Below are 13,956 nucleotides of genomic sequence, written 5' to 3' on the forward strand. Positions count from 1 at the left end.
TCGCGAAGAACGCCGTCAACGAGTGACTTTCCGCGCCAGGACCTCCGATGTCTGGGCGCGCACAGCGACTGAAGCCCACCCCCGAAGTGGCTGAAGTCAGCAGGAACGCCGGGCGGCGCGCGGGCCGTCCGGTGCCAAGGTCCGACCTCAAAGGAGTGGTCATGGTTGTCAGGCCAACATCGGGCAGAACCGGGAGACGGAAGTTCGCCGTACTCACCGGGATCGCCGCCTCGATGCTGACGCTTTCGGCGATCCAGATCCCCGCCACGGCCGCACCGGCGGCTCCCACCCAGAACAGCCCGGCCCAGAGCAGCACCAGCACCCAGATCGCCCAGAAGCCGTACATGGGCTGGAGCAGCTGGAGTCTCGAGTCCACGAACTACCCCGGCGTGAACCCGACCGGCGGCGGCAGCTGGCTCAACGAAGCGCACGTGCTGCAGCAAGCCGACATCCTGGCGGCGAAGTTCAAGCAGCACGGCTACGAGTACGTGAACATCGACGCCGGCTGGGTGGGCTCCTTCGACCAGTACGGCCGCCCGGTCGTCGACGCGAAGAAGTTCCCCGACGGCATGGCCTACGTCGCCGACTACGTGCACAAGAAGGGCCTCAAGCTCGGCTCCTACCTCGCGGTCGGCCTGGACCTCAAGGCCTACAACGACGGCAACTCGCCGATCTTCGGCACCACCGACTGCCACACGCGCGACCTCGTCTACCCCGACCTGCGCCAGACGAGCGGCTGGGACAACCAGTCGTACCAGATCAACTTCGCCAGCCCCTGCGCCCAGGCCTACATCCAGTCGGAGGCCGACGTGCTCGCCGGCTGGGGCGTCGACTTCCTCAAGCTCGACGGCGTCGGCCCGGGTTCGTTCAAGGGCGACGCGGCGCACGACAACACCCCGGACGTGAAGGCCTGGTCCGCCGCGCTGAAGAAGACCGGCCGGCCCATGCAGTTCGTGTTGTCGTGGTCGTTGTCGCACAACCAGATCGACACCTGGAAGGCCAACTCCAACGGCTGGCGCATCGACACCGACGTCGAGTGCTACTGCGACACCCTCGTCACCTGGAACAACTCGGTGAAGGGCCGCTGGAACGACGTCGTGCAGTACATCCCCGACGCCGGCCCGGGCCACTGGAACAACCTCGACTCCCTCGACGTCGGCAGCGGCAAGATGGACGGCATCACCGAGGCCGAGCGCCAGAGCTACATGACGCTGTGGGCCATCGAAGCCGCGCCGCTCTACCTCGGTGACGACCTCACGCAGCTCGACGACTACGGCACCAAGCTGCTCACCAACGACGAGGTCATCGCCGTGGACCAGGCCGGTGTGCCGGCCAAGCCCGTGAGCCAGCAGAGCGACCAGCAGGTCTGGTACGCCCGCAACGCCGACGGCAGCTACACGGTCGCGCTGTTCAACCTCGGCTCCGCCCCGACGTCGGTCACCGCGAACTTCGGCGACTTCGGCCTCACCGGCGCGGCCAAGGCCCGTGACCTCTGGAGCCACCAGGAACTGGGTCTGTCCAACGGTTCCTTCACCGCGACCCTGCCCGTCCACGGCTCGAAGCTGCTGCGCCTGACCCCGGTCAACCCGGTGCAGGTCTCCGCCCCCGCCGTGGTCCACGGCACCGCCTCGACCCCGACCAGCGTCTCGCTGGCCTGGGACGCATCGGCGGGCAAGCTCGCCCCGGTGACCGGCTACGACGTGTTCGCCGGCGGCCACAAGGTCGCTTCCGCCACCGGCACCAGCACGACCGTCAACGGCCTCAAGCCCTCGACGTCGTACACCTTCACAGTGGTGGCCCACGATCGCCTCGGCCGCAGCTCCGCCGCGAGCACCGCGGTGTCCTACGTGACGCCCGCGGCTTCCGGCCCGGTCGTCTACGAGGCGGAGAACGGCAGCCCCGGCGGCGGCGCGACGGTGTACGACTGCGCCTGCTCCGGTGGCAAGAAGGTCGGCTACATCGGCGGCAGCGGTCTGCTGACCATGAACAACATCAAGGTCGCCGCCGAAGGCACGTACCTGGTGAAGCTCGGTTACGTCGACGGTGACACCAGCCGCTCGGCCGTGGTCACGGTCAACGGCAGCTCGTTCCGGCTGCCTGCGCCGGGCACGAACGACAACGACTGGAACACCGCGCGCACGATCACGGTGCCGATCTACCTGATGGCCGGCAACAACCAGGTCATCTTCGGCAACCCGAGCGACAGCGTGTTCGACGTGGACCAACTGACCGTCTGACAACCCCGTGAGTGGCGGCGAGAGCCGCCACTCACGGACACGAGTGAGGAGATGCCGTGGTGGTGACCACGCACAACAACAGCCTTCCCGTGCGAGGCGCCACTGCGGCGTCCCGTGTGGACAGACCCCGCAAACGACGGCCCGCCGGTGCGGCCGCGCACCGGCACGACGCCAAGATCGCGTGGCTGCTCGTGCTGCCGGCCATCCTCGGGTTCGGCGTGTTCTTCGCCTACCCGACCATCCGCGGCATCTACCTGAGCTTCACCGAGTTCCACGTGCTGTCCGCGCCGAAGTGGATCGGGCTCGACAACTTCACCGAGCTCATCGCCGACGGTGTGTTCTGGAAGTCGCTGCTCGTCACGATCTACTTCGTGGTGCTGTCGGTGGTCCTGGGCATGCTCGTGTCGCTGCTGACCGCCGTGATCCTGCACCGGCTCGCGGCGTCCACGACCGTGCGCGGCCTGATGATCCTGCCGTTCCTGATCTCCGGCGTGGTCACGGCGCTCACCTGGTCGCTGATGCTCGACCCGAGCCTCGGCATCCTCAACGTGCTGCTCACCAAGATCTTCGGCCAGCCCGTGCTGTTCCTCGGCTCCGGCGGCTGGGCCGTGCCGACGCTGGCGGCGATCAACGTGTGGAAGTCCATGGGCTACAACGCGGTGCTGATCTTCGCGGGCTTGCAGACGATCCCGGCCACGATCTACGAGGCCGGCCGCATCGACGGCGCGAGCGAGGTGCAGATGTTCCGCCGCCTCACGATCCCGCTGCTGCGCCCGATCCTCGTGATGGTCGTGATCCTCACGGTGATCAGCTCGTTCCAGATCTTCGACATCGTGGCCGTGACCACGCAGGGCGGGCCGGAGAACGCGTCCAACGTGCTGCAGATGTACATCTACAACAAGGCGTTCCGCCAGTTCGACTTCGGCTACGCGGCCACGATGTCGCTGGCGTTGTTCGTCCTCCTGATAGCCATCACGTTCACGCAGCTGCGCATGGCGCGCGCCAACGAATCCGACACGAACTAGGGCAGGGACATGGTTACGCTGACTCGACCGGCACCCGCCCGCACACGCAAGCCCGTGTTCGCAGGCCGGATCCTCGCCTGGGCCTACGTCGTGGTGATCCTGCTGATCACGATCTTCCCGTTCTACTGGATGCTGCGCACCGCGCTGTCCAACAACTACTCACTCTCCACCGACCCGTCGTCGTTCTTCCCGGTCGACTTCACCTTCGGCGCGTTCAAGCGTGCCCTCGGGCTCGCGTCGCCGGCCGAAGCCGCGGCGCAGGGCGGTTCCGGCGCGTCGCTCGGCCTGACGCTGGCGCTGCGCAACTCGATCATCTACGCGGCCTTGCTCACCGTGTGCACGGTGTTCTTCTCCGCCATCGCGGCCTACGCGTTCGCGCGGCTGCACTGGCGCGGGCGCAACACCGTGTTCTCCATCCTGCTCACGGCGCTGATGGTGCCGCAGGTGCTCACGCTGCTGCCGAACTTCGTGCTGGTGAAGGACCTCGGCCTGCTCAACACGTTCGCCGGCCTGGTGCTGCCCAACGCGTTCTTCTCGGCGTTCAACATCTTCTTCCTGCGCCAGTTCATGCTCGGGCTCTCCACGGAGATCGAGGAAGCCGCGATCATCGACGGCGCCGGACCCTTGCGCGTGTGCTTCCGGATCGTGCTCCCGATGTGCTCGGCACCGATCGCGACGCTCGCATTGCTGACCTTCATCAACACCTGGAACGACTACTTCTGGCCGCTGCTCGTTTCCTCCGACACGTCCACGAGCCCGCTGACGCTGGCGCTGGCGGTGTTCAAGCAGTCGTCGCCGCAGGAGGCGCTCGACTGGTCGGGCCTGATGGCCGCGACCATCATCGCCGCGCTGCCGATGCTGCTCGTGTTCATGGTGTTCGGCAGGCGGATCGTGAACTCCATCGGGTTCACCGGGCTCAAGTGAGAGAACTGCCGTGACGAACGAAGATCTGTGCCTCGGCTGGGCTGCGCCCGCCCTCGAGTGGACCGAGGCGAGCCCCGTGGGCAACGGCCGGCTCGGTGCGATGGTGTTCGGTGGCGGCGGCCGCAGCCGCGTGCAGCTCAACGACGCGACGGTCTGGTCCGGCACGCCAGCGGGCCCGGTCGACGCGCTGGCGGACGTCGTCGCCGCCGGCGCCGGACCACAGCGGCTGGCGGAAATCCGCGAGGCGGTGCGTGCGCGGGACTACCGGCGGGCCGAAGCGTTGCTGATGTCGTTCGAAGGGCCGTACAGCCAGGAGTTCCTGCCGTGGGGAGACGTCTGGGTGACGCTGCCGGACGGCGAGAGCCACGGCCGTCAGCTCAATCTGGCCAACGGCGTGGTCACTGAACGGTTGTCGCTCGGCGAGGCCACTGTGGACCGTGCCGTATGGGCGAGCCGGCCTGCCGGTGCGCTGGTGGTGTCGCTGACGGCGTCGGCGCCGATCGACCTTCTTGTCGAGCTGAGCACGCCGCTGCGTGGGGTGACGCGGCTCGTCGAGGACAGCGGGATCACGCTCGGGATCGAGCTGCCGGTGGACGGCGCGCCCAAGCATGAACCGGAGGTCGCCGAACCGCTGCGTTACGCCGACCGGGCGCGGCCGGGCTATGACCCATTCGGAGCGCTCGCTCTGCGGCTCGACACCGACGGCTCCGTGTCCGCGGTGGACGGACGGCTGGCGATCGCCGGTGCCACCCGGGTGCTGCTCACCGTGTCCAGCTCCACCAACGCCGCCGACGTCTGGACGGGCGCGGCGCCGCGTTCGCGCGAACGTCACCAGGCCGTCGCCGCCGGAACCGCCGCGACCGCGTTGGCCGAAGGCGCCGACGAGCTGCTGCGCGCGCACGAAGCCGACCTCCGGCCGTTGCTCGCCGCGGCGACACTTCAGCTCGGGCACCACCGTGCCGGCACCTACGACGTGGCCGCCGACATCTTGTCCGGAAAGGACGAACAGCTCACCGCCACGGTGATGTTCGCCTACGGCCGCTACCTGCTGGCCACGTCGTCCCGGCCAGGCGCGCCACCTGCGAACCTGCAGGGCATCTGGAACGAAGAGCTGCGCCCGGCGTGGTCGTCGAACTACACGGTGAACATCAACACCGAGATGAACTACTGGGCCGCAGAGACGACCGGGCTCGGCGAATGCCACACGCCGCTGTTCGACCTGCTGGGCAAGCTCGCCGTGACCGGCGCCGACGTCGCGCGTGAGCTCTACGGCACCCGCGGCTGGGTCACCCACCACAACACCGACCCGTGGGGCTGGGCGCTGCCGGTGGGCATGGGACACGGCAACCCGTCGTGGGCGATCTGGCAGATGGGCGGCGCCTGGCTCGTCCAGCACGCCTGGGACCACTACGACTTCACTCGCGACACCGCGTTCCTGCGCGACACGGCGTGGCCGCTGCTCAAGGGCTGCGCCGAGTTCTGCCTCGACTGGCTCACCGAAGGCCCGGACGGCTTCCTCGACACGATCCCGTCGACGTCGCCCGAGAACTTGTTCGTTTCCGAGGCCGGCGAGCCCGAGTCGCTGACCTGGTCCGTCGCGATGGACACGGCACTGATCCGCGCGGTCTTCTCCCGCACGCTCGCGGCGGCCGAAGCGCTCGGCATCGAGCACCCGGTGACGCCCGAGATCACTGCCGCCCTGCCGCGCCTGCGTCCGCTGCGCGTGACAGACGGCGGCTGGCTCGCGGAGTGGGCCGAGGACTTGGACGAGCAGGACCCCCAGCACCGGCACATGTCGCAGATGATCGCCGTCTACCCGCTCGGCCAGATCACCGCCGGCACGAAGCTCGGCGCGGCCGCGACCGCGTTGATGGACCGCCGCGGACCGGGCGCGATGGGCTGGTCGTGGGCGTGGAAGATCGCGCTGCGCGCCCGCCTCGGCGACGGCGACACCGCGCGTTCGCTCCTTTCCGAGGCGACCCAGCCGTTCACCGGCGACCGCCACCGCGACGCGCCCGTGGACGGCTCCGAGTGGGGCGGGCTGCTGCCCAACCTGTTCAGCACGCACCCGCCGTTCCAGATCGACGGCAACTACGGCTTCCCGGCCGGCCTGGCGGAGCTCGTGGTGCAGAGCCACGCCGGCGCGATCGACCTGCTGCCCGCGTTGCCCTCGGCCTGGCCGGACGGTACGGCGCACGGGCTACGGGCTCGGGGCGGGCTCGCGGTCGACGTCAGCTGGCAGGCCGGGAAGGTCGTGTCGGCGAGTGTGACGCGGCTGTCCGGCGAGGCCGGCGACGAGGTCGTGGTCCGGTGGCCCGGTGGCGGCACGACGCTCAAGATCGCCGTCGGCGAGGTGTCCGAATTGGACGGTGAGTTCTGATGTTGACCGACCTGCCGCTGGCGCAGCTGCGTACCTACACCAGCGAGTACCAAGCTCCGGAAGACTTCGACGACTTCTGGCGGGAAACCCTCGCGGAAGCGGCGAAGTTCGAGCTCGACGTGACCGTGACACCGGTCGAGACCGCGCTGCGGACGCTCGACGTGTTCGAGGTGACCTACGCCGGCTTCGACGGCCACCCCATCAACGCCTGGCTGCGTGTGCCTCGGAACCAGTCCGGTCCGTTGCCCGCCGTCGTGCAGTTCCACGGTTACGGCAGCGGCCGCGGCAGCGCGCTCGAAGAGCTGGTCTGGGCTTCGGCGGGTTATGCGCAGCTGCAGGTCGACGTCCGCGGCCAAGGCGGCGCTCACGCGGGTGGCACGACCGGCGACCCGGTGGGCAGCGGCCCGTCGTTCCCCGGGTTCCTGACCCGCGGAATCGAAAGCCGTGAAACGTACTACTACCGCCGCGTGTTCACCGACGCGGCCCGCGCGGTGGAGGCCGCGCGGGCGCTCGACGTCGTCGACCCGGACCGGGTCGCGGTCGCGGGCAACAGCCAGGGTGGCGGGATCGCGCTGGCCGCGGCGGCACTCGTGCCCGACGTCGCGGCGCTCTACGCGCAGGCGCCGTTCCTGTGTGACCTCCGGCGCGCCTCGCTGATCGCGGGCAAGCCGCCATACACCGAGCTTGCCGGTTACCTGGCCGCACAACGGCACGAGGTCGAGCGGACGTTCGAGGTGCTGTCCTATTTCGACGGTGTCGGCTTCGCGAGCCGTGCCATCGCCCCGGCACACTTCTCGATCGGGCTGATGGACGACATCGTTCCTCCGTCGACGGTTTTCGGCGCCTACAACGCTTATCGCGGCCGGAAACACCTCGACGTGTGGGAGTACAACGGGCACGAAGCCGGCGGGGGACAGGACCTCGAGAACGTGCTCGCCACGTTCGCGCCGCTGCTCAACCCGGGCACCTGAAACTCACCTTTTCAAATCCGCATTTTTGAAATTCACAGTTTCAAATCCCTAGTTTTCGAATCCACCGTGGAGTGGAGAAGCGTCCGAGTGGCGCGGAAGCGAGGAATCCCATGAAGATCCGCACTTGGGCCGCCACCGGGCTGGCGGCGGTGCTCGGAGCAGTGCTGGCCGGCTGCGGCGGTGGCTCGGCCGACGCCGGCGGCAACACCGTGAACTGGTGGACTTGGGACGACCACCAGGCCGCCGCCTACCAGGTGTGCGCCGACGCCTTCCAGAAGGCCAACCCCGGCACCACGGTGAAGATCTCCCAGTACACCGTGGCCGACTACTTCACCAAGCTCACCGCCGGGTTCGTCGCGGGCACCGCGCCCGACGCGTTCCAGGACAGCGTGCAGTACCTGCAGGCCTACGCGAGCCAGCACCAGCTGCTGCCGCTCGACGACTACATCAAGAAGGACAACTTCGACCTCAAGAAGTTCTCCGTGGGCGTCAACTCGTGGAAGTTCACCGACGGCAAGCAGTACGGCCTGCCGCTCGACTGGGCGTCGGCCGGTCTCTACTACAACACCGATTCGCTCACCAAGGCCGGCTACACCGCCGCCGACGTGCAGAACCTCAGCTGGAACCCCGACGACGGCGGCACGTTCGACAAGATGGTGGCGCACCTGACTGTCGACAAGAAGGGCGTGCGCGGTGACCAGCCGGGCTTCGACAAGAACAACGTCGCCACCTACGGCATGGGCCAGCTCGCGGCGAAGGACTTCATCGGCCAGGTGACCTTCAGCGCGTTCGCCTCGACGCTGGGCTGGCGCCTCGGTGACAAGCCGGAATGGCCGACGAAGTTCAATTACAGCGACCCGCGGTTCGTCAAGACCGTGAACTACATCCGCACGCTCACCGACCGCGGCCTCGCGCCGAAGATCGGCACGTTCACCACCGGAGGCGGCCAGTCCACCGTCAGCGACGCCGACCTCATCGGCTCTGGCAAGGTCGCCATGGAGCTCTCGGGTTCCTGGTCCGCGCCGAGCTTCGCGAAGCTGCCCGGTGTGAAGATCGGGATCGCGGCGCCGCCCACCGGGCCCGACGGCAAGACCCGCGCGCTGACGTCGAACTCCAACGGGAACACGATCTGGGCCGGCACGAAGAACCCCGACCTGACCTGGAAGTGGGTCTCCTACATGGGTTCGCAGGACTGCCAGACCGCGGCGTCGAAGACGGGCACGTTCTTCCCGTCGATCCCGGCCTCGATGGACGCGACCACCGCGGCCATGAAGCCGCAGGGTGTGGACCTGTCGGTGTTCACCGCGATGCTGAAGAACGGCTCGCTCTACCCGGCCGAGGTCTACGCCAACGGCGCCGCCGTGCAGGCCGCGGAGGAGCCGCTGCTCGAGTCGTTCTACTCGCACAACCGCAACGACGACGTGTTCCCCGACATGGAGAAGCAGAGCGTTTCGCTGCTCGCCAAGAAGTAGGAACGCCCGGGAGTCAGGAGTGAGGACATGTCCAGCCCTACGGTGGTCGGCCTGCGGGCCGCCGGTACGAGTTTCGCAGTGGAACTCGGCCGGCCGGTGCCGCGCGTGCTGCACTGGGGCGCCGACCTCGGCGAGCTGTCCGAAGTCGACACCACGGCGCTGCGGCTGACCGCCGGCGGCGCGGTGCTCAACAACGCGCCCGACGTGCCGCGGGCGTTTTCCGTGTGGCCCACGGAAGCGGAAACGTGGTCCGGCACCCCCGCGGTGTCGGGCCACACCGCCGGCCGCGGCGCGGTGCCGCGGCCGGTGCTGCGGGGCTTCTCCCAGGACGACGGTGCGTTGACGCTGGAGCTCACCGACGCGTCGTCCGGGCTGGACGTGGAGCTGATCTACCGGCTGACCCCTTCGGGGGTACTGGAGGTCGCGACCAAGGTGACCCGCCACGCGGACGCGGGCGCCGAACCGTACGACCTCGCCGGGGTGGTGGCCGTGCTGCCGCTGCCCCGGCGGGCCGCGGAGGTGCTCGACTTCACGGGCAAATGGTGCCGGGAACGCAGCCCGCAACGGCTGCCGCTGGCGTACGGGGGCCACGTGCGCGAGGTGCGCCGCGGCAAGCCGGGCGCGGACTCGCCGTACCTGTTGACGGTCGGCGAGCCCGGGTTTTCCTTCGCCTCAGGGGAAGTCTGGGGTATGCACGTGGCGTGGAGCGGCGACCAGAAGTGGTTCGCCGAGCAGCTGCCCGAAGGCGCCGGCGTGCACGCGAGCGTGCTCGGCGGCGGAGAGCTGCTGCGGCCCGGTGAGGTCCGGCTCGCGGCGGGGGAGTCGTACGTGGCCCCCGTGGTGTGTTTCGCCTGGTCGGACGAAGGTCTCGACGGGCTTGCCACGCGGTTCCACGCGTATCACCGCGCACGGGCCACGCACACGGGCAAACCGCGGCCGCTGACGTTGAACACGTGGGAAGCCGTGTACTTCGAGCACGATCTCGACCGCCTGCTGGAGCTCACGGAGCTGGCCGCGAAGGTCGGCGTGGAGCGGCTCGTGCTCGACGACGGCTGGTTCCGCGGCCGGCGCGACGACACCGCGGGCCTCGGCGACTGGACCGTCGATCGCGCCGTGTGGCCGCAGGGCCTCACGCCGCTGGTGGAACGCGTGCACGCGCTGGGGATGCAGTTCGGGCTGTGGGTCGAGCCGGAGATGGTGAACCTCGACTCCGACACGGCCCGGGAGCACCCTTCGTGGCTTCTCGGGCCTGCTGACCTGGGCGCGTCCTCGCGCAACCAGTACTCCCTGAACATCGCGCACCCCGAGGCCTACCAGTACTTATTGGACTCGCTCGACGCACTGGTGGGCGAGTACGGCGTCGACTACCTCAAGTGGGACCACAACCGCGAGCTGCACGAGGCGTACGACCGAGTCACGGGCCGCGCCGGCTCGCGCGCTCAGACGCTCGCGCTGTACCGGCTGCTCGACGAGCTGCGTCTCCGCCATCCGACGTTGGAGATCGAGAGCTGCGCGAGCGGCGGCGGCCGCGTCGACCTGGGGATCCTGGGCCGCACCGACCGCGTGTGGGCGTCGGACTGCATCGACCCGCTCGAACGGCAGGCGATCCAGCGCTGGACCGCGCAGCTGATCCCGCCGGAGGTGATCGGCTCGCACGTCGGCGCCGAGCGCAGCCACACCACCGCGCGCATGACGGACCTGTCGTTCCGGCTGGTCACGGCGTTGTTCGGCCACGCGGGGATCGAGGCCGACCTCACGCGCAGCACGCCGGAGGAGCTGGCGGCGTTCACGGCGTGGGCGCAGCTGTACAAGGAGTTCCGGCCGCTGCTGCACGGCGGGCGCGTGGTCCGGGCCGACCTGCCGGACGCCGACGCGTACCTGCACGGCGTGGTTTCGCAGACCCGTGCGCTGTTCTGCTGGGCCCGCTTGGCGACGGGCCCGGCGGGACAGCCCGGACGCGTGCGGCTGCCAGGGCTGGACCCGTCGCGGTTGTATCGCGTCCGCGTGCGGACCGAAGCCGGGCTGCCTTCGTTGCGCGAGGTGGCGGCGCCGGAGTGGTTCACGCGGGCTGTCGACGGGCCGCTGGAACTTCCGGGTGCCGTGCTCGCGGCGGCGGGCCTGCCGATGCCGGTGCTCGACCCGGCGCAGGCGCTGCTGGTCGACCTGTCCACTGTGGACCAATCATGAAGCCGGGCGCGGAGCGCAGGCTCGTCGCGCTGCCGGCCCGGCAGGTGCTCGCCGACGGCGTCTACGAGCAGCTTCGCGCCCTCATCATGAACGACGGCATCGCGCCCGGCGCCCGCGTGAACATCGACGAGATCGCGCGGGAACTGGGGGTCTCGGGCACGCCGGTGCGGGAAGCGCTGGCGCGCTTGGAATCCGAGGAGCTGGTGAGCCGCCTGCCGTTGCGCGGCTACCGCGTGACCGAGCTGCTGAGCAGGCGCGAGGTCGACGACATGTACTCGCTGCGGATGCTGCTGGAGCCGCCGAGCGCCGGGCTGGCCGCGAAGGCGATGTCGGACGGTCATTCGGCGGCGTTGCGCGCGGAGCTGGCGACGTGCCCCGCCGCGCCCGCGCACGACGCGTACAGCGACTACAAGGCGTTGACCGCGCACGACGCGCGCTTGCACGAGCTGGTGCTGCGCATCGCGGGCAACGCGGCGGTGGAGCAGGCGTTCGCCCGCACGCACTGCCACCTGCACTTCTTCCGGCTCAACTACAACCAGCCGTTCGGCGAGCAGACGATCTCGGAGCACCGCGACATCGTCGAGGCGCTCGTGTCGGGCAGCGCGGCGGCGGCGCGCAAGGCGATGGCCGCGCACCTGGAAGTGGCGCGCGACCGGCTGTTGTCCCGCATGTGAAGGGCTCCCCTCAACGGTCGGGGGAGCCCTTCACAGGTTCGGGTCAGTGGGTGAGGACGGGCAGCGTCTCGTAGATGCGCTCCTGCGGTCCGCCGGCGCCCAGCGTGCGGAAACCGTTGGCCCACAGGGAGTTCACGCGGGAGCGTTCCTGCGCGTTGGGGTTGGCGTTGGTGCAGGACGGGCCGGGGCCGCCGCCGGACATCAGCTCGGAGCACGGGCCGGAGTAGTGGTCGGGCAGGCCGAGCACGTGGCCGGTCTCGTGGGCGGCGATGCGGGTGTTGTCGTACTCGCGGGCTTGGGTGTAGTCGATGAAGACGGTGCCGGTGCCGTGGCCGTCGCTCTGGGCGTAGGAGCCGCGCGGGTCGTTGCCCTCGGTGTAGCGCAGCGAGGCGCCGGAGGAGCGTTCGACCAGCTTGACGTTGGTGACCGAGCGGTTCCAGTTGGCCGCGCCGGCGTTGATCGCCGCGCGGAACGTCGGCGCGCCGGAGGTGCTGTAGTACACCGTGGTGACGGCCGCGGCCTGGTCGGTGGCGGCCGTGGCGGCGGTGGCCGTGCCCGTGACAAGCGGGGCGGCGGCGACGGCCAGCGCGATCGCGCCGGACAGCAAGAACTTCCTCGACATCGGAAAGCTCCTCGGGTGGGTGAGGGGAGTTTTGCCTGATTTGCGCGCGCTGCGCCGAATTTAGGCAATTCAGCCCTGCTTGTGACCCGACTTTCGTACTGTCCGGAAAATGGTGATTTACCAACACCATCTACGGGTTGACTCAGGCGATCGGTTCGGCCAGCGGTACCTGCTCGTGTGAGTCCTTCTCGAGCCGGCGCAGTTCCGTGCGGTTGAGGTCGCCGCCGCAGTGGTCGCACTTCTCGCCGGGGCGTGTGGGCTCACCGCACGGGGTGTGGATCAGCAGCATCGGCTCGCTGGGCGTGGGCGAATGGGTGTAGGTGTCACCCCAGGCGCCCAGCGCGTGGATCACCGGCAGCGTGTCGGCGCCGGCCTGGGTGAGGCGGTACTCGTCGCGGGTGCGGCCGCCGTCGCGGTAGGGGACGCGGGTCATCAGGCCGGTCTCGACCATTCGCGCGAGCCGTGCGGACAGCACATTGTCCGCGATGCCGAGGCGGCTGCGGAACTCGTCGAAGCGCGTGGTGCCCGCGTGGGCGTCGCGAAGGATCACCAGCGTCCACGGCTCGCCGAGCACGTCGGCGCCGCGAGCGATGGGGCAGGACGTGCCTTCCCAGCTTGAACGTCGGCCCATGTTTCCTCCCGCGCTGGCTTGCCTGAAGCAAGTTTAGCCCGTAGTGTCGGCGATGGCTAGCTTGCAGGTGACAAGTCAGATGTGATGGGAGTGTTTTTGATGGAGATCAAGGGTTCTGTCGCGCTGGTGACGGGCGCGAACCGCGGGCTGGGCCGGGAGTTGGCCGCCGCTCTGCTGGAGCGCGGGGCGGCGAAGGTCTACGCCGCGGTGCGCCGTCCGGAATCGGTCGACCTGCCGGGTGTCGTGCCGATTGCGGTCGACGTCACAGACCCGGCTTCGATCCGCGCGGCCGCCGAAGCGGCCGGCGATGTGACGCTGCTGATCAACAACGCCGGCGTCTCCACGGGGGCGTCGTTCCTTTCCGGTTCGCTGGAAGACGTCCGGCTGGAGATGGAGACGCACTACTTCGGCCCACTGGAAACGGCGCGCGCCTTCGCTCCCACGCTGGCCCGCAACGGCGGCGGCGCGATCCTCAACATCCTCTCGGTGCTGTCGTGGTTCACCGCACCCCAAGTCAACGCGTACTCCGCGGGCAAAGCGGCGGGCCTGCAGCTGACCAACGGCCTGCGCCTGGCCCTGCGCGACCAGGGCACGCTGGTGACGGCCCTGCACGTCGGCTATATGGACACGGACATGGCCTCGGACATCACAGGCCCCAAGTCCGACCCGGCGTCGATCGCCGCGTTGGCCCTGGACGGCCTCGAAAAGGGCGACTTCGAGATCGTCGCGGACGACGTCAGCCGCGCCGTGCGCGCGAGCCTGTCGGGCGACATCGCGGGGCAGTACCCGCAGCTGGTTTCCTGACTTACGGCTCGCTTCGGCGGGCATCCGCT

11 protein-coding genes are annotated in these 13,956 nt (G+C 69.2%); 9 read left to right on the forward strand and 2 right to left on the reverse strand.

What is annotated here, in order from left to right; all coding sequences use genetic code 11:
- The first annotated feature begins 233 nt into the window (after positions 1 to 233).
- The 8 genes from AB0383_RS18275 to AB0383_RS18310 all read left to right on the forward strand — a co-directional run bounded on the left by AB0383_RS18275 (position 234) and on the right by AB0383_RS18310 (position 11,870).
- Positions 234 to 2,237 (forward strand): fibronectin type III domain-containing protein, encoded by a 2,004-nt coding sequence (locus AB0383_RS18275; RefSeq protein WP_366187950.1) that lies wholly within the window; start codon positions 234 to 236, stop codon positions 2,235 to 2,237.
- A 56-nt stretch (positions 2,238 to 2,293) separates the two neighbouring features.
- Positions 2,294 to 3,262 carry a sugar ABC transporter permease gene (locus AB0383_RS18280; RefSeq protein ID WP_364180668.1) on the forward strand — a complete coding sequence of 323 codons (969 nt, stop codon included), beginning with the start codon at positions 2,294 to 2,296 and terminating at the stop codon, positions 3,260 to 3,262.
- 9 nt (positions 3,263 to 3,271) lie between these two features.
- A complete protein-coding gene (locus AB0383_RS18285; protein WP_366187951.1) occupies positions 3,272 to 4,186 on the forward strand; it encodes a carbohydrate ABC transporter permease in 915 nt (304 codons plus the stop codon).
- A gap of 10 nt (positions 4,187 to 4,196) precedes the next feature.
- Positions 4,197 to 6,566, forward strand: a complete 2,370-nt coding sequence (locus tag AB0383_RS18290; protein WP_366187952.1) for a glycoside hydrolase family 95 protein — start codon at positions 4,197 to 4,199, stop codon at positions 6,564 to 6,566.
- The gene (locus AB0383_RS18295; RefSeq protein WP_364180672.1) at positions 6,566 to 7,537 is read left to right on the forward strand and encodes an alpha/beta fold hydrolase; all 972 of its coding nucleotides are present in this window, start codon (positions 6,566 to 6,568) and stop codon (positions 7,535 to 7,537) included. Before AB0383_RS18290 ends, AB0383_RS18295 begins: the two co-directional genes overlap by 1 nt.
- A gap of 110 nt (positions 7,538 to 7,647) precedes the next feature.
- Entirely contained in the window at positions 7,648 to 9,009 is a 1,362-nt protein-coding gene (locus tag AB0383_RS18300; RefSeq protein ID WP_366187953.1) for a sugar ABC transporter substrate-binding protein, read from the forward strand.
- Positions 9,010 to 9,036: 27 nt separating this feature from the next.
- On the forward strand, positions 9,037 to 11,196 hold the full coding sequence (locus tag AB0383_RS18305; protein WP_366187954.1) for an alpha-galactosidase: 2,160 nt from the start codon (positions 9,037 to 9,039) through the stop codon (positions 11,194 to 11,196).
- Positions 11,193 to 11,870 carry a GntR family transcriptional regulator gene (locus AB0383_RS18310; protein WP_364180678.1) on the forward strand — a complete coding sequence of 226 codons (678 nt, stop codon included), beginning with the start codon at positions 11,193 to 11,195 and terminating at the stop codon, positions 11,868 to 11,870. Before AB0383_RS18305 ends, AB0383_RS18310 begins: the two co-directional genes overlap by 4 nt.
- 43 nt (positions 11,871 to 11,913) lie before the next feature.
- Here the strand turns inward: AB0383_RS18310 and AB0383_RS18315 are convergent, their stop codons facing one another.
- Positions 11,914 to 12,492 (reverse strand): snapalysin family zinc-dependent metalloprotease, encoded by a 579-nt coding sequence (locus tag AB0383_RS18315; RefSeq protein ID WP_364180680.1) that lies wholly within the window; start codon positions 12,490 to 12,492, stop codon positions 11,914 to 11,916.
- Between the two features lie 142 nt (positions 12,493 to 12,634).
- Positions 12,635 to 13,123, reverse strand: coding sequence for a helix-turn-helix domain-containing protein (locus AB0383_RS18320; RefSeq protein ID WP_364180682.1), 489 nt, complete (start codon positions 13,121 to 13,123; stop codon positions 12,635 to 12,637).
- A gap of 99 nt (positions 13,124 to 13,222) precedes the next feature.
- Between AB0383_RS18320 and AB0383_RS18325 the strand changes: the two genes are divergently transcribed.
- Positions 13,223 to 13,927, forward strand: a complete 705-nt coding sequence (locus tag AB0383_RS18325) for an SDR family oxidoreductase (protein WP_364180684.1) — start codon at positions 13,223 to 13,225, stop codon at positions 13,925 to 13,927.
- Positions 13,928 to 13,956: the final 29 nt, after the last annotated feature.

This window comes from Amycolatopsis sp. NPDC051373 (genome assembly GCF_040689465.1).
In the GTDB taxonomy this organism is placed as follows: Bacteria; Actinomycetota; Actinomycetes; order Mycobacteriales; family Pseudonocardiaceae; genus Amycolatopsis.

Excerpts from the sequence above, each read along its gene's own strand:
- AB0383_RS18285 (WP_366187951.1), top strand. The coding sequence starts at position 3,272 with ATGGTTACGCTGACTCGACCGGCACCCGCCCGCACACGCAAGCCCGTG.
- AB0383_RS18300 (WP_366187953.1), top strand. The coding sequence starts at position 7,648 with ATGAAGATCCGCACTTGGGCCGCCACCGGGCTGGCGGCGGTGCTCGGA.
- AB0383_RS18295 (WP_364180672.1), top strand. The coding sequence starts at position 6,566 with ATGTTGACCGACCTGCCGCTGGCGCAGCTGCGTACCTACACCAGCGAG.
- AB0383_RS18310 (WP_364180678.1), top strand. The coding sequence starts at position 11,193 with ATGAAGCCGGGCGCGGAGCGCAGGCTCGTCGCGCTGCCGGCCCGGCAG.
- AB0383_RS18305 (WP_366187954.1), top strand. The coding sequence starts at position 9,037 with ATGTCCAGCCCTACGGTGGTCGGCCTGCGGGCCGCCGGTACGAGTTTC.
- AB0383_RS18325 (WP_364180684.1), top strand. The coding sequence starts at position 13,223 with ATGGAGATCAAGGGTTCTGTCGCGCTGGTGACGGGCGCGAACCGCGGG.
- AB0383_RS18275 (WP_366187950.1), top strand. The coding sequence starts at position 234 with ATGCTGACGCTTTCGGCGATCCAGATCCCCGCCACGGCCGCACCGGCG.
- AB0383_RS18315 (WP_364180680.1), bottom strand. The coding sequence starts at position 12,492 with ATGTCGAGGAAGTTCTTGCTGTCCGGCGCGATCGCGCTGGCCGTCGCC.
- AB0383_RS18320 (WP_364180682.1), bottom strand. The coding sequence starts at position 13,123 with ATGGGCCGACGTTCAAGCTGGGAAGGCACGTCCTGCCCCATCGCTCGC.